The sequence below is a fragment of the Nocardioides albertanoniae genome, assembly GCF_006716315.1.
Lineage (GTDB): Bacteria > Actinomycetota > Actinomycetes > Propionibacteriales > Nocardioidaceae > Nocardioides > Nocardioides albertanoniae.
The window spans coordinates 2,043,604-2,065,850 of record NZ_VFOV01000001.1 but is presented as its reverse complement, the minus strand read 5'-3'; the positions used below and the strand labels follow the sequence as shown (position 1 = coordinate 2,065,850).

The following is a 22,247-nucleotide window of genomic DNA, read 5'->3' as shown; positions in this document are numbered from 1 at the left end:
CTCCGCCCCACCGCGAGGTCGGGCGATACTGATTCGGAGATCTTGCTATGACCGGCGTTACCCACGCCGGGAGCATCCGCGGCGTCATTTCTGGCCCCGGCGTAGCGCGCACTTTCGCGTTCGCCATGGTCGGTCGACTGACCTACGGGCTGCTCCCACTCTGCCTGCTTTTCACTATCCGCGAGTCCTCAGGCTCCTTCGCGGTGGCCGCCGCGTCTTCGGCTGCCTTGGGGTTTGCCACGCTCGCCATGCCGATCCAGGCGCGCTTGATCGACCGCTTCGGTCAGCGACGCGTCCTTCCCCCCTATGCCGCCTGCTACTCCGCGCTGCTCATCACCGTAGGAGTGCTGGCCGGCGATAGCCGGCCCGACATCTTCTGGGTGGCAACGGGGCTCCTCCTCGGCTTGAGTGCGCCAGCCTTAGGCCCCTCGATGCGGGCTCAGTGGCGTGAGATCGCCGCCGAAGGGCCACCCCGACGCATCGCCTACTCGCTCGACTCCATTGCCGAGGAGTCGCTGTATCTGATAGGTCCGCTGTCTGCCAGCGTGGTGCTCGCCACTGGCCCTGCGCGACTGGGCCTCCTGCTGGCAGCAGGCCTTGTCGTGGTCGGAACGGCGGGACTGGCTACCTCCGCGTACGTCCCTGTCCCGGCGTCGGACGCAGCCGTTGTTCAGAGTCGCAAGCCACACGCCGGAATCCTGAGACGGCCAGGACTGGCGCCCCTCCTGATGGCTATGGCGATGACCGGCGCTGCTGGGGCGGCCTGCTTTGTCGGCGTAGCAGCGATCGCTGACGGCGCCGGTACACCGAGCGCGGTAGGAGTCGTTGAGGCCGGCATGGCTGTCGGCGCGATCTTCGGGGGTTTGGCTTGGGCCCGACTCCGACGAGACCCACCGTGGGCTTTCGCGCTCGTCCTCCTGCTGCTGACCTCGGCCGCGGCCCAAGTCGGGGCAGCGATCGCCGCGCCCGAGCTCATAGTCGTGGGCGTCATCCTCATCGCCGTCGGCGCGGTAGCGGCACCGGTGTTCGTGGTCGCCTTCACCGGCGCCGACAGCCTTGTGACGCCCGAACGGCGCACGGAAGCCTCGACGTGGGTGAACACCGCGCTGAATGGAGGCAATGCGCTCGGAACAGCACTCGGAGGTCTCGTGCTCACGATCGGCGCCGCCGCGCCCTTCGGGTTTGCGGCCTGTCTCACAACGCTGGCGACCGGCACGGCCTTGGCTCTAGCTTCCAGAGCACGCCGTCGTGTTCCCGCCTAGCCGTCGCCGTACGACACGACACGACACGTCACGATGGAGTCGCTCAACGGCTGGGCCACGCAGTTCTGACTGCGTTGAGGCGTGCCGCTCCAGACCGAGGGCGGCACGACCGGCGCGCGCCTTCCGCGCCACGCTTGGCGCGGTTGCCGGTTCGGCGACTACTTGCCCTGCTGCTTCTGGCGCCGGTTGTAGTCGCGCATCCGCTGCGGTACGCCGACCACCGCGGCGTCGTAGGACGGGACACCGTGCTTGTTGGCGAACGTGTGCGCCCACTTCGCCGACGGCACCCGCCGCCGGGTCCACTCGCCGTCGTGGGCGACCAGCAGCAGGGTCACCTCGCTGACGACGGTGCGTGGCTCGACGAACCCCTCGACACCGCGCCGGGTCTCGACGAACTTTTCGAGGTGCGACTGATCGGCGGAGTCCGCGGCGCGCACCCGCGTGGATCCGGTGTACCTGCCGCCCGTGGGACGACTCATCCGCTTCCCGCGGCGTCGGAAGCGATCGAACAGGCTCACCTCCCCAGTGTGCCTGCTGTGCCCAACGCGGGCCCCGATAACCTGTTGGTCGGCCACTCCGCGTTCGCCTATGTTGGAGCCTTTGCCCCTCGGACCCAGCCGTTCGAACCCAGCCGCCGACGGAGAAGCGATGACTCAGCCATGCCCCTAGACGCTCCCGTGGACGAGACCGCCGCCGAGGACGAGCTCGACGCTGAGCGGGCCCATCTGGACGCATCGCGCCAGGACCTGGCCCGGATGCGCCGGAAGGTGGAGTCGCTGGACTCCACCGACGCCGGCAACTGGGTCAGCGCCGAGATCCTCGACGCGACCCTCGCGCGGCGGCTCGAGCAGCTGGCCGACGACCCGGACATCCCGTTGTTCTTCGGCCGCATCGACCGGACGGCTGCCGCGGGAGCGGAGAGCTTCCACGTCGGCCGCCGTCACATCTCCGACGGCGCCGGCGACCCGATGGTGGTCGACTGGCGCGCTCCGGTCAGCGTGCCGTTCTATCGCGCCTCGCGCACCGAGCCGATGGGCCTGAGCCTGCGGCGACGCTACGGGTTCTCCCACGGCGAGCTGACGGCGTACGAAGACGAGTCGCTCGCCGAGCCCGCTCCCGCCGAGGAGCACTCGGCGATCCTCGACGCCGAGATCGAGCGGCCCCGCACCGGGCCGATGCGCGACATCGTGGCGACCATCCAGCCCGAGCAGGACATGCTCGTGCGTGCCGACCTGTCCCAGACGATCGTCGTGCAGGGTGCGCCGGGCACCGGCAAGACGGCCGTCGGGCTGCACCGCGCGGCCTTCCTCCTCTACGCGCACCGCGACCAGCTCACCCGGCGCGGGGTGCTGATCATCGGCCCCAACGCCTCGTTCCTGCGCTACATCCGTGACGTCCTGCCCGCGCTCGGCGAGATCCAGGCCAAGCAGGCGACGATCGCCGAGCTGGTCTCCGCGCACGGCAAGCTCCGCGCGGACGAGCCCGCGTCGGTGGCGACGCTGAAGGGCGACGTACGCATGGCCGAGGTGCTCCGCCGCGCGGTCTGGTCCCACGTCGGTGAGCCCGAGGAGGCCCTGGTCGTCCCGCGCGGGTCACGGCGCTGGCGGGTTCCCTCCTACGAGGCCCGGGAGGCGGTCGAGGGGCTGCTGGCCAACGACCTGCGCTACTCCGCCGGGCGGGCGCTGCTCCCCCGCGCCCTCGCCCACCGGGTGCTTGTCCAGATGGAGCGCTCGGGCGACTCCCCCGACGACCGGGTGCACGACGCGGTGGCGCGCGCCAAGCCGGTCAAGGACTACGCCGCTGCGCTGTGGCCGGATCTCAAGCCGGCCCGGGTGCTGTTCACGCTGTTCAGCTCGCCCGAGCGGCTGGCGGAGGTCGCCGACGGCATCCTGTCGCAGGCCGAGCAGGAGATGCTGGTCTGGGAGAAGCCGCCGCGCTCGGCCGGCACCGCCCGCTGGACGCTGGCCGACCTGGTGCTCCTCGACGAGATCACCGACCTGCTCGAGCGCACCCCCTCGGTGGCCCACATCGTCGCCGACGAGGCCCAGGACCTCTCCGCGATGATGCTGCGCGCGCTCGGCCGCCGCTCGACCACGGGGTCGCTGACGATCCTGGGCGACCTGGCGCAGGCGACGACACCGTGGGCGTCGAGATCGTGGTCGGAGGCGCTGGCGCATCTCGGCAAGGCCGAGGGTCATGTCGAGCAGCTGACGCGTGGATTCCGGGTGCCGGCCGACGTGATCGCGTACGCCGCCCGCCTCCTGCCCCACATCGCCCCCGACCTCGACCCGCCGGTGGCGGTGCGCCGCTCGCGAGGTGATCTCGGCTTCACCTCCGCGCCGCTCGTCGACGCCGTCGAGCCGGTGCTCGACCGTCTGGGTTCGGTCGGGCTGATCGTGCCCGACGCGGAGCTGGCCGCGGCCCGCACCGAGCTCGCCGCAGCCGGGCTCTCGTTCGCCGAGATCGCCCTCGATGAGCTCAGCGTCGGCGAGGAGGAGACCGAGTTCGACGCCCATCTCGACCTGGTGCCCGCCTCGCTGGCCAAGGGCCTCGAGTTCGACCACGTGATCGTCTCCGACCCGGCCGCGATCGTGGCCGGTGAACCCGACCGTGCCACCGGCCTGCGCCGTCTCTACGTCTGCCTCACCCGTGCGGTCTCGTCGCTGGTCGTACGCCATGACGGCGACCTCCCTGAAGAGCTCGGCGCCGAAGAACTCAGTAGCGTCCCGGATACGTTGGTGCGAGGCTGAGCGCATGATCGAGACCCGACCGGATCCGCTCGAGAAGGCCGCGTGGCCGCTGCTCACCGAGCGTCTCGTCATCCGCCGTTTCGAGCCCGCCGACATCGAGCCGACCTGGGCGTTCCGGAGCCTTCCCGAGGTGGCCGAGTGGGTGACGACCGAGTTCCCCGACGTCCACGCCTACCGACGGGTCTTCGAGCACCCCGAGGTGGCGCAGAGCGCCCTGGTCATCGAGCGCGACGGCGCCATCGTGGGTGACCTGATGCTGCGCGTCACCGATCCGTGGTCGCAGACCGAGGTGCGCGAGCAGGCCATCGGCACCCAGGCCGAGCTCGGCTGGACCCTGGCGCCCGCCCACCAGGGCAGCGGCTACGCCACCGAGGCGGTGCGCGCGGTGCTCGATGTCTGCTTCGGCTCCCTGGGGCTGCGCCGCGTCATCGCCGAGTGCTTCGCCGACAACTCGGCCTCCTGGCGCCTGATGGAGCGCCTCGGGATGCGCCGCGAGGGCCACACCGTCAAGGAGTCGCTGCACCGTTCGCGCGGCTGGCTCGACGGTCTCTCCTACGCGATCCTCGCCGAGGAGTGGGCCGCGGCCAGGCGCTAAGAGCTGACTACGAGCTCAGTGCCGCCTCGACCGCTGCCTCGCAGTGCAGCCGTGTCGTCGGGAACAGCCGCACGCCTCCAGAGGACTCCATCGGCAGCAGCAGCTCGATCTCGGTGCACCCGAGGATCACCCCCTCGCACCCGTCGGCGACGAGCCGGTCGATGACCTCGACGTACGCCTGCCGGGAGCTGTCCAGGAACGCACCCCGGCAGAGCTCTTCGTAGATGATCCGGTGCACCGTCTCCTGGTCGGCCGCGCCGGGCACCGCGACGTCGAGCCCATGCCCGCGAAGCCGGTCGGCGTAGAACGGCTGCGACATCGTGAACCCGGTGCCGAGGAGCCCGACGCGCCGCACTCCCGCCGCCTTCACCGCTGCCGCCGTCGTGTCTGCCAGGTGCAGGAAGCGATCGCCGTACGCCTGCTCCATCGCCTGGGCGACCTTGTGCATCGTGTTGGTGGCCAGCACGATGATCTCGGCCCCCGCGGCATGGAGCGTCGCCGCCTCCTCGGCGAGTCGGACCCCCGCCCGCTCCCAGTCGCCGGCAGCCTGCATCTCCTCGATGTCGGCGAAGTCGACCGAGCGTACGAGCAGGTCGGCCGAGTGCAACCCACCGAGCCGCTCGGCCGCGATCTCGTTGAGCAGGCGGTAGTACTCCGCCGTCGACTCCCAGCTCATCCCGCCCAGCACGCCGATCCGTCGCATGCCCTTCAGTCTGCCCGGGCGTCCAACACCGCCGTCAGCCCGTCGCGGAGATCCTTGACGAAGAAGCCGGGCAGCTCCAGCGACGGGAAGTGCCCGCCGTGCGCGGGTTCCCGCCACCGGACGATCTGCCGATACCGCTCCTGGGCCCAGGGCCGCGGACACTTCTCGATGTCTCGGGGATACATCGTGATCGCCGACGGCACCTCCACTCGGAGCTCGGGGTCGAGCGAGCTGTGGCTCTCGTAGTAGATACGCGCCGCCGATGCGCCCGTCCGGGTGAGCCAGTAGAGGGTGACGTCGTCGAGCACACGGTCTGTGGAGATCGTCTCGAACGGGCTGTCATCGGTGTCGGACCACTCGGCGAACTTGTCGAGGATCCACGCCAGGAGGCCGACGGGTGAGTCGACGAGCGAGTAGCCGATGGTCTGCGGCCTGGTCGCCTGCTGTTTCGCGTACGCCCCGCGGGGGCCCGCGTAGAAGTCGCAGGTCTCCTCGGTCCACCTGCGCTCGAGCTCCGTCAGCCCGTCGGTGGTCAGCCCGGGCGGCGCGTCGGCGAACGTGGTGTGGATGCCGAGGACGTACTCGGGGAACCTTCCGGCGAGGACCGTGGTGATGTTGCCTCCCCAGTCGCCGCCGTGCGCGAGGAACCTGTCGTAGCCGAGCCTCCCCATCAGCTCCACCCACGCGGCCGCGATCTTCTCCGTGCCCCATCCGGTGGTGGTCGGCCTGTCGCTGTGCCCGAAGCCGGGGAGCGAGGGCGCCACGACGTGGAACGCCGGTGCACGCGGGTCCGCCGGCTCGACGAGCTCGTCGATGACGTCGACGAACTCGACGACGCTGCCGGGCCAGCCATGCGTCAGGATCAGCGGTGTGGCGTCCGACCGCGAGGACCGACGGTGCAGGAAGTGGATCCCCAGACCGTAGATGACCGTGCGGAACTGCCCGATCCGGTCGAGGCGCGCTTCGAACGCCCGCCAGTCGTACGCCGTGCGCCAGTGCTCCACGAGATCGACGAGGTCGGCAAGCGGCACACCCTGCTCCCACCGACCTCGGCCCGACGCCGCAGCATCCACCGTCTCGGCCTCGGGCAGCCGTGCTGCACCCAACCGCACCCGCAGATCCTCGAGGTCGGCGTCGCTCGCGCGAGCCTCGAACGGCCGTACGTCGCTTCCCGGACCAGACATGTGACCTCCTGAGATGACTAGAACCGTCATAGCCGGTTCTAGCATGCGTACCAGAAAGCAGCAACCGACTATGGTGGTTCCATGCCTGCTGGACTCCCCGACTTCCGCCTAGGCAGCGTGCTGGCCACCAGCTTCACCGGGACCCTCTCGGAGCGTCACGGCAACCCCGTGGAGCGGATCCCGACGCCCCAGCGTCTCCTCGACTGGCTGGCCGCCTACGACCTGACCGTGGACTCCTGCACCCTTGCCCAGCTGGACCTCGCCATCGAGCTGCGGGAGTCGATCCACGCCGCCGCGACAGCAGCCGCCGCCCTCGAAGCCCTCCCCGCACCCGCCGTGGACGTGATCAACGACCACACCTCCAGAGGCCGCGCGACCGCGATCCTCACCCCCGACGGCGAGCGACGATGGCACCTGAGCCCGACCTCCGGCCTGCACGACGCACTAGGCGTGATCGCCGCCGACGCGATCGCCATCATCTCCGGCGAGCGGGACGGCAAGCTGGCCCTGTGCGCTTCACCGACCTGCCAGGCAGCCTTCTTCGACACCAGCCGAAGCCGCACCCGCCGATGGTGCGACATGAACACCTGCGGCAACCGCGAGAAGAAGGCCCGCTTCAACGCCGCCCATCCCAAGCCGGGGGCTCGAGGCTAGGACCGTCGGGCGAATCGAACGGTCCCGTCAGGCAGTCGTTCATGGACATAAGCCGGGGCGTGGGCCATCCGGTGGTGATGCGGACACAGCAGTACGCCGTCTGCGAGATCTGTCTTCCCGCCGAGTGACCAGGCGGTCAGATGATGCGCGTCGCACCACTCCGGCGGCATGTCACAGCCCTCGGCCTGGCAGCACTTCTGCTGCAACCTCAGCGCCTTGCGCTGGATCGGCTGGAAGAACCTGCTCGAACGACCCGCATCAAGCACCTGGCCGTCACTACCGAGCACCCACGGGATGATCGTGGCATTGCAGGCCATCTTCCGAGCCTCGGCCGCAGAGATGGTGGTGCCGTTGGTCTCGTCGAACCCCAAGATCGCCGTGCCGAGCTCTTTGCGGAGTTCCTCGAGCGAGATCACGACGTTGATGGTGGTCGCGTCGCCGCCGTGGCGGGGCAGAGCGTCAGGGTCGATGGTCTCCAGCAGGCGGGCGAGGCCTTGTCCCATCAGTCGCTCCCACGAGGGCAGCGGGGTGCCCTTCTCGACGATCTGTTGCTTGCGGGGCTGTGCCCAGGCCTCGACATGGGTCTTGAACCTCATCCCCAGCGCTACCGGCAGGACACCGTCGAAGCCAACCGTGCCGTCATGGTTGTCCCAGATCCGCAGCGCGGTCTTCTGCTGGGCACGTTCTTCTTCAGCCAGGTGTGCCTTCGCTTCAGCGTCTTCGAAACGGGCTGGGTCGATCTCGACCAGGATCCGCTTCCCAACGATGCGTAGTTCGTTGGCGGTCAGGTGGGTGGCGTAGTCGACGAGGAGTTTCTCGGCGAGCAGCAGGTCTTCGGTGCTCGCGGCGGGGTTGGTCTCGATTGCGTCCAGTGCTTTGGTGATCACTTGGGCCTTGTCGTGGGAGACCACACCGTCGGCAAGGCCGGTCGCGAGCAGCTCGTGCTTGGACACGGCAACGGCGAACTTGATCCTCGAACGGGCCACGCCTTTGTCGACGAGCAGCTCGGCCCGCATCCACGCAGACGCATCCTTATCGCCGGTCTCCTCAGCGATATCGCCAGCCGTCGCGAGCACGCGCAGCTCGAGCGCAGCCTGCTGCGCCTTGAGGTGCTGAAGCCGTACAAGGACGTCCTTCTTCTGACTGGTTCGCCAATAAGCGGGATCCATCGCGAGCAGGTCACCCAGAGCGGTTTCGATGCCAGCAAGAGCAGTCGTAACCGGGTCACTGGGGCTGGTGCCCCAGTGACCGAAGTGGTTCTCGACGCTCATTGCTGGCCTCCTCCCAAAGGTGCCCTTTAGATACCCAAATTTTACTCTCTACCTTTGAGCAATGCCAGTCATTTCCGCAGGTCAACGCACCTTTTTGCGGCAGCGAACCAACAGCAACGCCTCCCGACCACACCGGTGCCGCCGCCCCGATAACCAGCCAAATCTTTTCTCGAAGAAAGGGTCGGCGGCACACACCAGCCCCAACAAGAAACGATCCGACAGGGAGCCCCGCAACACCCCCACCCCGACGTACCGTAAAAGACATGCCAATCCCACCAGCAGACCGCCAAGAGCTCCTGGCACAACCCCTTATCGCCGCCCTCTCGGTAGCCCGAGAGAACGGCAGAGGCCCCCTGACAGTCCCGATCTGGTACGACTACTCCCCCGGCGGCGAGGCATGGTTCGTCACCGGCAAAGACTCCCTGAAAGCCAGGCTGATCAGCGCCGCCGGACGATGCACGCTGATGGTCGAGCGCCTCGACCCGACGATCCGCTACGTATCGATCGAGGGACCCGTCAAGATCGAGGATGCCGCGGAGGGCGACATGGAGGCGATGGCGCGCCGGTATCTGCCGCCCGACGCGGTCGGCCCCTATCTCACCGAGGCGGCGAACTACCCACCCGAGGTCACGATCCGGCTGACGCCGGAGCACTGGCTATCGGCTGATCTCGGCGCGATCTGACCGGCCCGTCTCCAGACCCGTCTCCCGGCCCGGCCTCCAGCCCGGCCTCCAGCTCGCGGCGTACGGCGAGAGCAGCGGCGCGACCGGCACGACTGGCCCCGATGGTGCTGGCCGAGGGGCCGTAGCCGACGAGCTGCACCCGCGAGTCGTACGCGGCAGTGACCGCGGTCTGCACATCGGCAGATCCACGCAGCAGCGGGATCCCGCCGTGCTCGCTGCGCAACCGCAACGGAGCGAGATGCGTGACGGCGGGCCGGAACCCGGTGGCCCACAAGATCGCGTCGACCGGCTCGTAGGCGGTCTCGCCGTCGGCGAGCGGGCCCGACCACGACACCCCGTGCGGTTCGATCCGGGTGAACATCGGCCGGCGACGCTCGTAGACCCCGAGCCTGGCGGCCTCCTGCTCCTGAGGACGCAGCGAGAGACCGGTGACGCTGACGACGCTGGCCGGCGGCAGACCGGCCTCGACGCGTTCGGCGACCATCGCCACCGCCTCACGCCCACGTGAGGCGTCGAAGTCGGAGCGCCACACCGGCTCACGGCGCGTCGCCCACAGCACCGAGGTGACCGGTGCCAGCTCGCCGAGGAACTGCACCGCCGAGGCTCCGCCGCCGACCACGAGCACCCGCTTGCCGCGGAAATGCTCGGCGCCCGGGTAGTCGTGGGTGTGCACCTGCTCGCCCAGGAACGTCTCCGCGCCCGGGTAGCGCGGCACGAACGGCCGGGTCCAGGTGCCGGTCGCGTTGACGATCGTGCGGGTGAGCCAGGTGCGGCCGTCGGCGGATGTCACCGCCAGCAGGTCACCGACCGACGTGACCGAGGCGACCTTCACCGGCCGGATCACGGGAAGGTCGTGCGTCGCCTCATAGGCGGAGAACCAGGTCGGCACCGCCTGGTTGGCCCGCTCCCCCGAGCCGCCCGGCGCCAGCCCGTCGGGAAGGTCGGCGACGCCGTGGACGTCCTGCATGGTCAGCGAGTCCCAGCGGTGCTGCCAGGCGCCACCGGGGCGCGGCTCGGCGTCGAGCACGACGTGGCGTACGCCGAGCCGGCGCAGGTGATAGGACGCCGACAACCCGGCCTGACCGGCACCGATCACGACGGACTCGTAGCTCTCCACGCACTCCTCAACACCACGACCGCTCCATCCATGCCCGGCCCGGCCTCCGGCCGGCCCAGCGCCCGACACCTGCCCCCGGACGCCCAGCCACTGGAACGAACGGCTGCGGGAACACGTTCTAGTTGACTAGCCTCAGCAGGGCACTCGGGACCGGGAGGTCACAGATGAGTTCAGACATGATGAGCCGCACACCCACGGAGCCGCTGCGCGAGATCCCTCCGCTGGCTCCGGGCGACCACGGTCTTCCCTGGGTCGGCAGGCTGCTCGACTACGCGCGCGACCCGGTCGGCTTCTACCGGCACCAGTGGGAGACGTACGGGCCGGTCTCGCCGTTCTTCCGGGCCGGCGAGTCCGGCGTGGTCGTGCTCGGGCCGGACGCCTGTGACGCGGTGCTGCGCAACAAGGACAAGGCCTTCGCCAACGGGCCGGCGTGGGGTCAGATCGTCGGCCCGTTCTTCGACCGTGGGCTGATGCTGCTCGACTTCGGCGAGCATCACGTGCACCGCCGCATCATGCAGGAGGCCTTCACCCGCGACCGGCTCGCCGCCTATACCACCGCGATGCATCCCGCGATCGAGCAGGGCATGCGCGCGTGGGACCCGACGCCGCGGTTCAAGGCCTACCCGCAGCTCAAGCAGCTCACCCTCGACATCGCCGCCGACATCTTCATGGGCGGCGCGACGCACACCACCCGGGCCGAGATGGAGCGGGTCAACAAGGCGTTCATCGCCTGCGTGCAAGCTGCCTCCGGGGTCGTACGCGGCGATGTGCCGTTGACCCGTTGGGGCCGCGCGTTCCGCGGACGGAGGGTGCTCGAGGAGTTCCTTCGTGGCTATCTCCCGGCCAAGCGCGCGACGGCGACCGACGACATCTTCTCCGTGCTGTGCCACCTCGAGACCGACGACGGCGAGCGGTTCAGCGACGACGACGTCATCAACCACATGATCTTCTTGATGATGGCCGCTCACGACACCTCGACCATCACCACCTCGACGATGCTGCAGCTTCTGGGCCAGCATCCCGAGTGGCAGCAACGCTGCCGCGAGGAGTCGCGGGCTCTCGGCCCGGCGCCCTCGATGGCCGAGATCGAGGGCCTGCAGAGCCTCGACCTGGTGATGAAGGAGTCGCTGCGGCTGCGGGCCCCGGTGCCGGCGCTGATGCGGCGTACGGTCAAGGAGACCGACCTCCTCGGCGTACGCATCCCCGAGGACACCGCGGTGATGGTCGGGGTCCAGTTCAGCCACATGATGGAGCGTTACTGGACCAACCCGGCCGTCTTCGACCCCGAGCGATTCGGCCCGGAGCGCCGCGAGGACAAGAGCCACCGGATGGCGTGGGAGCCGTTCGGCGGCGGCGTGCACAAGTGCATCGGTCTCTACTTCGCCGGGCTCGAGATCAAGTCGATCCTGCACCGGCTCCTGCGCGGCTACCGGTGGAGCGTCGCTCCTGCCTACCGCGCGCCGCTCGACAACAGCTCGCTGCCCTTCCCCAAGGACGGCAACCCGATCAGCCTGACCCGCATCTGACCGTCCCCCGCACCTGACCCCGTCCGAGGAGACCGATGACCACCACGACAACAGCGGCCCGCAGCGTACGCCCCGCCTGGATCGACGAGGCCAGGATCGCCTCCTGGACCAGATGGGTCGCCTGCCCGGTCTCCGGCGGCGACGGCGCGCTGACCGCCACCGCGCCCTATGACGCCCTGCCGACGGCCCCCGTGCCGTCGGTCACCACCGAAGACGTCGCCGAGGCCACCGCCACGGCCCGCGCCGCCCAGACCGACTGGGCGGCGCTGCCGTTCGGCGAGCGGGCCCAGGTCGTGCTGGCCTTCCACGACCTGCTGGTCGAGCGGCAGGACGAGGTGCTCGACCTGATCCAGTGGGAGATGGGCAAGGCCCGCTACCACGCCTGGCAGGAGATCTTGCAGGTCGCCACGATCGCCCGCCACTACGCCCGCCGGGGCCGGGCCTACCTGGCCGACCGGAAGGTCAGAGGCGTCATCCCCGGCCTCACCTCCGTGAAGGAGGTGCGGGTGCCGAAGAAGGTCGTCGGGATCATCTCGCCGTGGAACTACCCGCTCTATCTCGGGGTCGGCGACGCCGTCCCGGCCCTGCTCGCGGGCAGCAGCGTGGTCAGCAAGGCCGACCCGCAGACGCCGCTCACGCTGCTGTGGACGCGGGCGCTGATGGCGGAGGCCGGACTGCCCGAGCACGTGTGGCAGGTCGTCACCGGCCCGGGCGCCGCGACCGGCGAGGCACTCGTCGACCACGTCGACTACATCGCCTTCACCGGCTCGACCGCCACCGGCCGGATCGTCGCCCAGCGTGCCGCCGGTCGGCTCATCGGCGCCTCTCTCGAGCTCGGCGGGAAGAACCCGCTCATCGTCCGCCGCGACGCCGATCTGGCCCAGGCCGCGCGCGGCACCGTGATGGCCGCCTTCGCCAACACGGGCCAGATGTGCGTGCACATCGAGCGGGTGGTGGTGCACGAGGCCGTCTACGACGCCTTCCGCGAGGCGCTGGTCGCCGAGACCGAGCGGCAGGTGATCGGCCAGGCCTTCGACTACACGGTCGACGTCGGTTCGCTGGCCTCGCAGGCACAGCTCGACAAGGTCACCGCACATGTCGAAGACGCCGTCGCGAAGGGCGCGAGCTTGCTGACCGGCGGCGAGCCGCTCGCCGAGGTCGGGCCGTACGCCTTCGCCCCGACGGTGCTCGAGGGCGTCACCGACGAGATGGACCTGTGCCTGGGCGAGACCTTCGGTCCGGTGGTCGCGCTCTACCCGGTCAGCGGCGACGAGGAGGCCCTGCGGGTCGCCAACCAGGGCGAGGCCGGGCTCTCGGCCAGCGTGTTCAGCAAGGACCTCAAGGAGGCTGAGACGGTCGCTCGCCGCATCCGAGCCGGGGCGGTGAACATCAACGACGGCGCTGCCCTCGCGGCCGGCAGCATCGAGGCCGGCATGGGCGGGATGGGCTCGAGCGGGCTCGGCCGCCGCCACGGCGCGGACGGGATCCGGAAGTTCACCGACGCCCAGACGCTCGCCGCCTCCCGGATGGGCCCGATCGGGCCGCTCAAGGGCCAGACGGTCGAGAAGTTCGTGCGGCTCGGCAACAGCCAGCTCAAGGCGCTGCGCAAGGTCGGCCTGCGATGAACGGGGGTACGCAGCCCGGGGCGCACAACCTGGCCGTGCTCGCCGAGCAGTGGCACCAACGGGTCGGCGACTATCCGATGATCCACTTCGAGGGCGTCTGGCACTCCTCGACCGAGATCCTCGACCGTGCCGCACGTGTCGCCGGCGGGCTTCGCGACCTCGGGATCGAGCCGGGCGACCGGGTCGTGGTGCTCACCATGAACACCCCGGAGGTCTACGTCACCTACCACGCGCTGTGGCGCTCCGGGGCGGTCGTGACGCCGGTGATCTTCCTGCAGACCCCGCCCGAGCTGCGCCACATCCTCGACGACTCGGGCGCGAAGGCGGCCGTGGTCACTCCCGAGCTGCTGCCGCTGATCCAGGCAGCGAGCGAGGGGCTGGACCTGACCGTCATCGTCGCGGGCGAGATCCCGGACGGCACCGACGTCGTTTCCTACGACGTGCTCGACGCCGCGTACCCCATCCCGATCGAGCCTCGGGCCGACGACGACCTGGCCGCGCTCCTCTACACCGGTGGCACCACCGGCCGCTCCAAGGGCGTCATGCTCAGCCATCGCGGGCTGTGGGAGTCGGGCAACGCGCTCCATGTCGTGGCCGAGAAGGCGGGCACGACGCGGTCGCTGCTGCCGCTGCCGTTGTCGCATGCGTACGGGCTGATCGTGGTGATCGCCGCGCTCCACTCCGAGCATGCCCAGTCGGCGGTGCTGCAGCGCTGGTTCGACGCGCAGGGCTGGCTCGAGGCGGTGCAGGAGCACCGGCTGGAGTCGAGCTCGGTGGTGCCCTCGATGCTGCAGATGCTCCTCGAGCAGCCGATCGGCGACTACGACCTGAGCTCGCTGCGGTTCATCGGCAGCGGGGGCGCCCCGCTGCTGCCGGCGCTGCGCGAGCGGGCCGAGGAGGCGCTCGGCGCCTCGATCATGGAGGGCTACGGCCTCACCGAGTCGAGCGCCGTCCTGGCGGCCTCGACGCTCGAGGAGAGTCGGCCGGGCAGCGTCGGCAAGCCGCTGCCGCACGCCGAGGTCGTCATCGCCGCGCCCGACGGCTCCCCGCTCCCGAGCGGCGAGTCGGGCGAGATCACCGCCCGCGGACCGGGCGTGATGATGGGCTACTGGAACTCGCCCGAGCAGAGCGCCGCCACCGTCGTCGACGGCTGGCTGCACACCGGCGACATCGGTCACTTCGACGACGACGGCTATCTCTACGTCGACGACCGGATCAAGGACCTGATCATCCGGGGCGGGTTCAACGTCTATCCGCGCGACGTCGAGGACGCGCTGCTCGCCCATGACGCCGTCTCGGCGGCCGCGGTCGTCGGGCGGCCCGACGAGAAGAGCGGCGAGGAGGTCATCGCCGTGGTCGCGCTCCACCCGGGCGCCTCGGCCGGCTCCGAGGAGCTGCTGGCCTTCGCCAGGACCCGGCTCGCCGCCCACAAGTATCCGCGCGAGGTGCGCATCCTCGACGCCGTTCCCGTCACGAGCGTCGGCAAGACCGACAGGAAAGCCGTACGCAGCATCATCCGTGCCACCGAAGGAGACTCATGACACGCCAGATCGAGGGAACCTCCGTCATCGTCACCGGAGGCGCCCGTGGCATCGGCCGCGCCACCGTCGAGCGGCTCGCGCGCGCGGGCGCCTCGGTGGCGGTCGGCGACCTGGACCCCGACCTGCTCGCCGAGGTGAGCGCCGAGTTCGGGTCGCGCGTGAGGGCCGCACGTCTCGACGTCACCGACCCGGCGTCGTGGCGCTCGTTCCTAGAGGAGGTCGCCGAGCTGGGGCCGTGGGACGTGCTGGTCAACAACGCCGGGATCATGCCGCTCGGGTCGGTGCTGAAGGAGGACGACGCTCTCACCCGCGCGATCTTCGACGTCAACGTGCACGGCCCGATCAACGGGATCAAGGCGGTCACCCCGGCAATGGTCGAACGGGGTCACGGCCACATCGTCAACGTGGCCTCCGCGGTCGGCCGGGTGCCGGTGCCTGACGGCGCCACCTACTCGGCCTCCAAGTTCGCCGTCGTCGGCTTCTCCGAGGCGCTGCGACTCGAGCTCGCGCCCTCCGGGGTCGACGTCTCCCTCATCCTGCCCACCGTGGTGCAGACCGAGCTGGCCGCAGGCGTGCCACCTGCCAAGGGGATGAAGCCGGTCACCGCCGACGACGTCGCGGCCGCGATAGAGTCGGTCATCCGCGACCCGCGGCCAGAGACCTGGGTGCCCAACTGGACCCAGACCATGACCAAGGTCACCCAGGCGATGCCGCGCCGGTTCCAGGACTTCGTCGACCGGGCCACCAACGCCTCCCAGCTGCTCGCCGGCGTCGACCCGGCGGCGCGGGCGGCGTACGACGAACGGGTGCGGCGCAACGTACGTTAGGGCGGATCGAGCGGGTCAGGACGGCGTGCTGAGCCTCAGGTGGAGCAACGGGTAGGGTCGGCCGGCCTCGTCGGTCTCGCTGCGACCGACGGCCTCGAACCCGCGGCGAGCGTAGAAGCCTGCAGCCGAGACGTTCTGCTCGTTGACGTCGACCTTGGTGACGCCCTGTTCCCTGACGGCATGGGCCAGGAGCGCCGTGCCGATCCCACCATCACGTTGCGTCGCATCGACGAAGAGCATCTCCAGCGACCCGTCGAGCACGCCCGAGAATCCCACCGGCCGACCGTCTTGCTCCGCGACCCAGAGGACGACCGCCGGAAAGTAGTCGGACTGCAGCTTGGCCTCGATCTCGTCTCGATCCGCCTCGGCGAGGAAGTCGTGTGTCGCGTCGACGGCCCCACGCCAGATCGTAGCGAGCGCCGGATGCTCGGCAGCCCCGATCGAGGGCCGAATGCTCACAGCGGGCACGGTGGATTCCTTCCACGAAGACATCGGCCCATCATGGCAGAGCGTCACTTTGTCGGTGGTCGGTGACAGGATGTGACGGTGGCACTGGAAGGGTTCAGCGATCCGACGCGTACGTGGTTCGCTGCTGCCTTCGCGGAGCCCACCGCCGCCCAGGCCGGCGCATGGGAGGCGATCGGGGCGGGGCGCAACGCACTGGTGGTGGCGCCCACCGGGTCGGGGAAGACGCTGAGCGCGTTCCTGTGGTCGATCGACAAGCTGCTGACCGAGCCGGTGCCGGAGAAGAAGCAGCGCTGTCGCGTCCTCTACATCTCTCCGCTCAAGGCGCTCGGGGTCGACGTGGAGCGCAACCTGCGCAGCCCGCTGGTGGGCATCCGGCAGACCGCCGAGCGGCTGGGTGTCGAGGCGCCGGAGGTGCGGGTCGGGGTGAGGTCGGGCGACACCCCGGCAGCCGATCGCCGCAAGCTGACCACCACTCCCCCCGACATCTTGATCACCACGCCCGAGTCGCTGTTCCTGATGCTCACCAGTCAGGCGCGCGAGACGCTGCGCAGCGTCGAGACGGTGATCGTCGACGAGGTGCACGCGGTGGCGGCGACCAAGCGCGGAGCGCACCTGGCGCTGACGCTGGAGCGGCTCGACGCGTTGCTGGAGAAGCCCGCGCAGCGGATCGGGCTCTCCGCGACCGTGCGGCCGCTCGAGGAGATCGCGCGCTACCTCGGCGGCAACCAGCCCGTCGAGATCGTCGCCCCGCCGGCCGAGAAGCGGTGGGACCTGAGCGTGGTGGTGCCGGTGGAGGACATGACCGCGCCGAGCGCCTACGGCGAGGAGGATGACGACGACCCGCAGCGGGCGTCCTCGATCTGGCCGCACGTCGAGGAGCATGTCGCCGACCTGGTCACCGCCCATCGATCCACCATCGTCTTCGCCAACTCCCGACGGATCGCCGAGCGGCTCACCGCCCGGCTCAACGAGATCGCCTCCGACCGGGTCTTCCAGAGCGGTCCACCGCCGGCGCAGGTGATGGCGCAGTCGGGCCAGTCCCACGGCGCGGCCGAGGTGATCGCCAAGGCCCACCACGGCAGCGTCTCGAAGGAGCAGCGCGCGCTGATCGAGGACGACCTCAAGTCGGGCCGGTTGCCTGCCGTGGTCGCCACCTCCAGCCTCGAGCTCGGCATCGACATGGGCGCGGTCGACCTGGTGGTGCAGATCGAGTCGCCCCCGAGCGTCGCCTCCGCGCTGCAGCGGGTCGGGCGAGCCGGTCACCAGGTCGGGGAGATCTCCCGCGGAGTGCTCTTCCCGAAGCATCGCGGCGACCTGGCCCAGACCGCGGTGTCGGTGCAGCGGATGCGCGCCGGGCTGATCGAGTCGATGAGCCTGCCGGCCAACCCGCTCGACGTGCTCGCCCAGCAGATCGTTGCCGCCACGGCGCTGGAGTCGTGGGACGTCGACGACCTGTTCTCCCTGGTCAGGCGCACGGCTTCCTACGCGACCCTCCCCCGCTCCGCCTACGACGCGACCCTCGACCTGCTCGCCGGTCGCTACCCCAGCGAGGAGTTCGCCGAGCTGCGCCCGCGCATCGTGTGGGACCGGGTCGCCGGCACCGTGACCGGGCGGCCCGGAGCGCAGCGGCTCGCCGTCACCAGCGGCGGCACCATCCCCGACCGGGGGCTCTTCGGGGTCTTCGTCGCCGGCGAAGGCACGGGCCGCCGCGTCGGCGAGCTCGACGAGGAGATGGTCTACGAGTCTCGTGTCGGCGACGTCTTCGCCCTCGGCGCGACCAGCTGGCGGATCGAGGACATCACCCACGACCGGGTGCTGGTGACGCCGGCTCCGGGAGTGCCCGGACGCCTGCCGTTCTGGAAGGGCGACTCGCTGGGCCGGCCCGCCGAGCTCGGCGAGGCCGTCGGCAGCTATGCCCGCGAGCTCGCCGCGATGCCGCGACAGAAGGCGGAGGCCCGGGCGCAGGAGGACGGCCTGGATGCCTACGCCGCCGCCAACCTGGTCACCTATCTGCACGAGCAGGCAGAGGCCACCAACGTGCTTCCCTCCGACAGCAACATCGTCGTCGAACGGTTCCGCGACGAGCTCGGCGACTGGCGGCTGGTGGTCCACTCCCCCTACGGCCGCCCGGTGCACGCGCCGTGGGCGCTGGCGATCAACGCGCGCATCCGGGAGCGCTACGGCGTCGACGGGCAGGCGATCGACAGCGACGACGGCATCGTGATCAGGCTGCCCGACACCGATGCCGAGGCGCCGACGGGCGAGATCATCGTCTTCGAGCCCGACGAGATCGAAGATCTGGTCACCACCGAGGTGGGCGGGTCGGCGCTGTTCGCCAGCCGTTTCCGCGAGTGCGCGGCCCGTGCTCTGCTGCTACCGCGCCGCGACCCCGGCCGTCGCTCGCCGCTGTGGCAGCAGCGGCAGCGCTCTGCCGCGCTGCTGGAGGTCGCCGCGCAGTATCCGAGCTTCCCGATCATTCTCGAGGCGGTGCGTGAGTGCCTGCGCGACGTCTACGACCTGCCCTCGCTGGTCGGTCTCCTCAAGCGGGTCGAGCGCCGCGAGATCTCGATCGTCGACGTGTCCACGCAGTCACCCTCGCCCTACGCGCAGTCGCTGCTCTTCGGCTACGTCGCCCAATTCCTCTACGAGGGCGACTCCCCGCTCGCCGAGCGCCGCGCCGCCGCCCTCACCCTCGACCAGGGTCTCCTCGCCGAGCTCCTCGGCCGCGCCGAGCTGCGCGAGCTGTTGGACCCCGAGGTGCTCGCCGAGGTCGAGTCCGAGCTCCAGCGCCTTGCTCCCGGTCGGCGGGCCCGAGGTGCCGAAGGCATCACCGACCTCGTCCGCACCATCGGCCCGCTCAGCCTCGAGGAGATCGCCGACCGAACCCGAACCACCACCCCAGCCGAAGAGTCACGTACGCAGGTCGAGGAGTCACTCGCGTCGATCGAGAGGTCAGCTGGTGACGTCTCGACCGACGCGAGTGACCTCTCGGCTGACCGGGGCGACGTCTCGGTGATGCTGGAAGAGCTCGCCGCAGCTCGACGGGTCGTCGAGGTGCGGGTCGCCGGAGAGGCTCGGTGGGCGGTCGTCGAGGATGTCGCCAGACTGCGCGACGGGCTCGGTGTGGCGGTGCCGCCGGGCGTACCCTCGGCGTTCACCGAGCCGGTCGAGGATCCGGTCGGCGACCTGGTCTCGCGCTACGCGCGCTCGCACGGACCGTTCACCGCCGCCGACGTCGCCGCGCGGCTGGAGCTGGGAGAGGCGGTCGTGCGCCACGCGCTCGGTCGGCTCTCGGCCCGCGGCCGTGTGCTCGACGGGGAGTTCCGGCCGGGCGGGAGCGGGCTGGAGTGGTGTGACGCCGACGTGCTCCGGATGCTGCGCCGACGCTCCCTCGCGCGGCTGCGCAAGGAGGTCGAGCCGGTCGAGCCGGCTGCGCTGGGCAGGTTCCTCCCGGCATGGCAGAAGGCGTCCGTACGCAAGGGTGCGCTGCGCGGGGTCGACGGAGTGCTGAGCGTGGTCGACCAGCTGGCGGGCTGCCCGGTGCCGGCCAGCGCGCTGGAGAGCCTGATCCTGCCGGCGCGGGTGGTCGACTACGAGCCGGCGTTCCTCGATGAGCTGACCGCCGGCGGCGAGGTGCTCTGGGCCGGTCACGGCACCCTGCCCGGCACCGACGGCTGGGTCTCGCTGCACCCGGCCGAGACGGCCGAGCTGACCCTGCCCCCGCCCGCGGAGCTGCCGCCGGGACCACTCGCCGAACAGCTGCTCGCCGCCCTCGAACCCGGCGGCGCCTGGTTCTTCCACCAGCTCGCCCGCACGGTGACCACCGACGACGACAAGACGCCGAGCGACGCCGACCTGAGCGCGGCGCTGTGGGAGCTGGTCTGGTCGGGCCGGGTCAGCAACGACACCCTGCTCCCCCTGCGCGCGCTGACCCGCTCCGGCACGCCCTCGCACCGCTCCCGGCGGCCGCCGCCACGAGCGCGCGGCGGTCGCTACACCGGCGGTGCCCGGATGCCGGCGCGGGCCAGTCTTCCCGAGACCGCCGGTCGCTGGACGATCCTCCCCGAGCCCGACCCCGACCCGACCAAGCGCGCCCACGCCGCCGCCGAGCGGCTGCTCGAGCGCCACGGTGTGGTCACCCGTGGCGCGGTCGTCTCCGAGCGCACCCCAGGCGGGTTCGCGGCCGTCTACAAGGTGCTCAGCGCGTTCGAGGAGTCCGGACGGGCCCGGCGCGGCTACTTCGTCGAGGGCCTGGGTGCCGCCCAGTTCGGCACCGCGGGGTCGGTCGACCGGCTGCGTACGTTCTCCCGGGTCGACCCCGGCGACAAGCCGGTCGCGCTCGCGCTGGCCGCCACCGACCCGGCCAATCCCTATGGCGCGGCGCTCCCCTGGCCGGCCTCGGCCGAGGGGCATCGCCCGGGCCGCAAGGCAGGCGCGATCGCGGTGCTCGTCGACGGCGAGCTGGCGATGTACGTCGAACGCGGCGGCCGCACGCTGCTGACCTGGTCGGAGGACCCGAACCTCCTCGAGCCCGCCGCGGAGGCGCTCGCCGCGGCCGTCCGGCGAGGAGCGCTGGGCCGCCTCACCGTCGAGAAGGCCGACGGCGCGCCGCTCCTGGGCTCCGGCGAGACGCCGCTGCGCGCAGCGCTCACCTACGCCGGCTTCGTCGTCACACCGCGCGGCCTGCGCCTGGCCTCGCAGAGCCGTGCCTGAGGGCGACGCGGTCCTGCGGACCGCGCGAGCGCTGAACCGGGGGCTGGCGGGGCAGGTGCTGCGGCGTACGGACTTCCGGGTGCCGCAGCTGGCGACGACCGACCTCTCCGGTGGCACCGTGCTCACCACGGAGACTCGCGGCAAGCACCTGCTGACCCGGATCGACCACCGCACCGGCGAGTGGACGCTGCACACCCATCTGAAGATGGAGGGCTCCTGGCGTGTCCTCGACGTCGGCCGGCGCTGGCCGAAGCCCGGTTTCCAGGCGCGGGTGGTGCTCGGCACGGAGACCACCGAGGCCGTCGGATTCCTCCTCGGCACCGTCGAGCTGCTCCCGCGCGACCAGGAGCACGCAGCGTTCGACCATCTCGGGCCCGACATCCTCGCCGACTCCTGGGACCCCGACGAAGCCCTGCGACGTCTCCTGCGACAGCCCGGACGCACCCTCTTCGAGGCGCTTCGCGACCAGACCAACCTGGCCGGTATCGGCACGATCTACGCCGCAGAGACCTGCTTCATCGCCGGAGTCAGCCCACTGCGGCAGGTCGCTGACGCCACCGAGCGGCTCCCCGCCATGTTGCAACGCACTCGCGAGCTGATGAAGGCCGAGTGGTCGCGCTCGCGCCGGATGTGGGTCTACGGCCGCCGAGCCTGTCGCCGCTGCGGCGGCACCGTGAGCCTGGCTCGGGTCGGTCCAGCCGGCCAGGAGCGCCCGGCCTACTTCTGCACCTTCTGCCAGCGCTGAGCATCACGACCAGCCCCGGCCGTGGATCATCAGCCCGACCCGCACGCGGGCGATGCGCAGACGTGTCTCCTTGATGCTGCGGGCGACGTGGACCCGCTCTCCCGGCGTGACGGCGGTGAGCTCTTCACGCAGGATCCTCAGGGTCTCCTCGAGACCGAACAGCTGCGCCTCGAGCAGGTCCGGCGCCGTCGAGAGTTCTTGGTGTCCCACATCACCCAAGGAGCGGGGTGGGTCGGGCTAGATACCCACGGAGGCACGCGACCCCCAATAGTGGGGAAGGATCAGGCGGCGGCCACGTCGTCGGCCGCGGCGAGCACCGGCATCCGGAGGATGGTGGCCTCTTCGAGGGCCACAGCATCGGAGACGTCGCGGAGCACGTCGGAGAGCGCCACGTCGAGGGCGCTGCACAGCGAGGCGAGCAGCTCGGAGGAGGCTTCCTTCTGGCCACGCTCGATCTCAGAGATGTAGCCAAGACTGACTCGTGCCTCGGCAGAGACCTCGCGCAGGGTCATCCCGCGCTCGAGCCGGTGGACTCGAAGCACCTCGCCGAGCAATCGACGGAAGAGCACCATCGCGGTCAGCC

19 protein-coding genes are annotated in these 22,247 nt (G+C 70.5%); 11 read left to right on the top strand and 8 right to left on the bottom strand.

The window, feature by feature from the left end; all coding sequences use genetic code 11:
- Positions 1–47: 47 nt before the first annotated feature.
- A complete protein-coding gene (locus tag FB381_RS09805) occupies positions 48–1,262 on the top strand; it encodes an MFS transporter (protein ID WP_141780116.1) in 1,215 nt (404 codons plus the stop codon).
- Between the two features lie 158 nt (positions 1,263–1,420).
- On the opposite strand, the gene FB381_RS09800 is transcribed toward FB381_RS09805, so the two are convergent.
- A complete protein-coding gene (locus tag FB381_RS09800; RefSeq protein WP_246088042.1) occupies positions 1,421–1,780 on the bottom strand; it encodes a hypothetical protein in 360 nt (119 codons plus the stop codon).
- A 141-nt stretch (positions 1,781–1,921) separates the two neighbouring features.
- Here FB381_RS09800 and FB381_RS09795 point away from each other — a divergent pair, with 141 nt between their 5' ends.
- Together FB381_RS09795 and FB381_RS09790 are read left to right on the top strand one after the other, a co-directional pair.
- Entirely contained in the window at positions 1,922–4,012 is a 2,091-nt protein-coding gene (locus tag FB381_RS09795) for a HelD family protein (RefSeq protein ID WP_141780115.1), read from the top strand.
- A 4-nt stretch (positions 4,013–4,016) separates the two neighbouring features.
- On the top strand, positions 4,017–4,607 hold the full coding sequence (locus FB381_RS09790) for a GNAT family N-acetyltransferase (protein ID WP_141780114.1): 591 nt from the start codon (positions 4,017–4,019) through the stop codon (positions 4,605–4,607).
- A 7-nt stretch (positions 4,608–4,614) separates the two neighbouring features.
- On the opposite strand, the gene FB381_RS09785 is transcribed toward FB381_RS09790, so the two are convergent.
- Entirely contained in the window at positions 4,615–5,310 is a 696-nt protein-coding gene (locus FB381_RS09785; RefSeq protein ID WP_141780113.1) for an aspartate/glutamate racemase family protein, read from the bottom strand.
- Between the two features lie 5 nt (positions 5,311–5,315).
- Positions 5,316–6,494, bottom strand: coding sequence for an epoxide hydrolase family protein (locus FB381_RS09780; protein ID WP_141780112.1), 1,179 nt, complete (start codon positions 6,492–6,494; stop codon positions 5,316–5,318).
- A gap of 81 nt (positions 6,495–6,575) precedes the next feature.
- Between FB381_RS09780 and FB381_RS09775 the strand changes: the two genes are divergently transcribed.
- Entirely contained in the window at positions 6,576–7,148 is a 573-nt protein-coding gene (locus tag FB381_RS09775; protein WP_141780111.1) for a CGNR zinc finger domain-containing protein, read from the top strand.
- Here the strand turns inward: FB381_RS09775 and FB381_RS09770 are convergent.
- On the bottom strand, positions 7,145–8,419 hold the full coding sequence (locus tag FB381_RS09770; RefSeq protein WP_141780110.1) for an HNH endonuclease signature motif containing protein: 1,275 nt from the start codon (positions 8,417–8,419) through the stop codon (positions 7,145–7,147). The two genes, FB381_RS09775 and FB381_RS09770, sit on opposite strands and share 4 nt — an antisense overlap.
- Before the next feature lie 263 nt (positions 8,420–8,682).
- Between FB381_RS09770 and FB381_RS09765 the strand changes: the two genes are divergently transcribed.
- Positions 8,683–9,102 (top strand): pyridoxamine 5'-phosphate oxidase family protein, encoded by a 420-nt coding sequence (locus FB381_RS09765; RefSeq protein WP_141780109.1) that lies wholly within the window; start codon positions 8,683–8,685, stop codon positions 9,100–9,102.
- On the opposite strand, the gene FB381_RS09760 is transcribed toward FB381_RS09765, so the two are convergent.
- Positions 9,047–10,219 (bottom strand): NAD(P)-binding domain-containing protein, encoded by a 1,173-nt coding sequence (locus tag FB381_RS09760; RefSeq protein ID WP_141780108.1) that lies wholly within the window; start codon positions 10,217–10,219, stop codon positions 9,047–9,049. The two genes, FB381_RS09765 and FB381_RS09760, sit on opposite strands and share 56 nt — an antisense overlap.
- Before the next feature lie 164 nt (positions 10,220–10,383).
- Between FB381_RS09760 and FB381_RS09755 the strand changes: the two genes are divergently transcribed.
- From FB381_RS09755 to FB381_RS09740, 4 genes are read left to right on the top strand one after another with little or no spacing between them, the layout of a single operon-like run.
- The gene (locus tag FB381_RS09755; RefSeq protein ID WP_246088041.1) at positions 10,384–11,745 is read left to right on the top strand and encodes a cytochrome P450; all 1,362 of its coding nucleotides are present in this window, start codon (positions 10,384–10,386) and stop codon (positions 11,743–11,745) included.
- 35 nt (positions 11,746–11,780) lie between these two features.
- Positions 11,781–13,370 carry a succinic semialdehyde dehydrogenase gene (locus FB381_RS09750; RefSeq protein WP_141780107.1) on the top strand — a complete coding sequence of 530 codons (1,590 nt, stop codon included), beginning with the start codon at positions 11,781–11,783 and terminating at the stop codon, positions 13,368–13,370.
- Positions 13,367–14,911 carry a class I adenylate-forming enzyme family protein gene (locus tag FB381_RS09745; RefSeq protein WP_141780106.1) on the top strand — a complete coding sequence of 515 codons (1,545 nt, stop codon included), beginning with the start codon at positions 13,367–13,369 and terminating at the stop codon, positions 14,909–14,911. The genes FB381_RS09750 and FB381_RS09745 overlap by 4 nt, the downstream gene beginning before the upstream one ends.
- Entirely contained in the window at positions 14,908–15,738 is an 831-nt protein-coding gene (locus tag FB381_RS09740) for an SDR family oxidoreductase (RefSeq protein ID WP_141780105.1), read from the top strand. Before FB381_RS09745 ends, FB381_RS09740 begins: the two co-directional genes overlap by 4 nt.
- A 15-nt stretch (positions 15,739–15,753) precedes the next feature.
- Here FB381_RS09740 and FB381_RS09735 read toward each other — a convergent pair whose 3' ends face one another.
- Positions 15,754–16,197, bottom strand: a complete 444-nt coding sequence (locus tag FB381_RS09735; RefSeq protein ID WP_246088040.1) for an acetyltransferase — start codon at positions 16,195–16,197, stop codon at positions 15,754–15,756.
- Positions 16,198–16,278: 81 nt separating this feature from the next.
- Here FB381_RS09735 and FB381_RS09730 point away from each other — a divergent pair, with 81 nt between their 5' ends.
- A complete protein-coding gene (locus tag FB381_RS09730; RefSeq protein WP_141780103.1) occupies positions 16,279–20,919 on the top strand; it encodes an Lhr family helicase in 4,641 nt (1,546 codons plus the stop codon).
- Entirely contained in the window at positions 20,912–21,664 is a 753-nt protein-coding gene (locus FB381_RS09725) for a DNA-formamidopyrimidine glycosylase family protein (RefSeq protein ID WP_141780102.1), read from the top strand. Before FB381_RS09730 ends, FB381_RS09725 begins: the two co-directional genes overlap by 8 nt.
- Before the next feature lie 3 nt (positions 21,665–21,667).
- On the opposite strand, the gene FB381_RS09720 is transcribed toward FB381_RS09725, so the two are convergent.
- Positions 21,668–21,874 carry a hypothetical protein gene (locus FB381_RS09720; protein WP_141780101.1) on the bottom strand — a complete coding sequence of 69 codons (207 nt, stop codon included), beginning with the start codon at positions 21,872–21,874 and terminating at the stop codon, positions 21,668–21,670.
- A gap of 71 nt (positions 21,875–21,945) precedes the next feature.
- Positions 21,946–22,236, bottom strand: coding sequence for a helix-turn-helix domain-containing protein (locus FB381_RS09715; protein ID WP_141782686.1), 291 nt, complete (start codon positions 22,234–22,236; stop codon positions 21,946–21,948).
- Between the last annotated feature and the right edge of the window lie 11 nt (positions 22,237–22,247).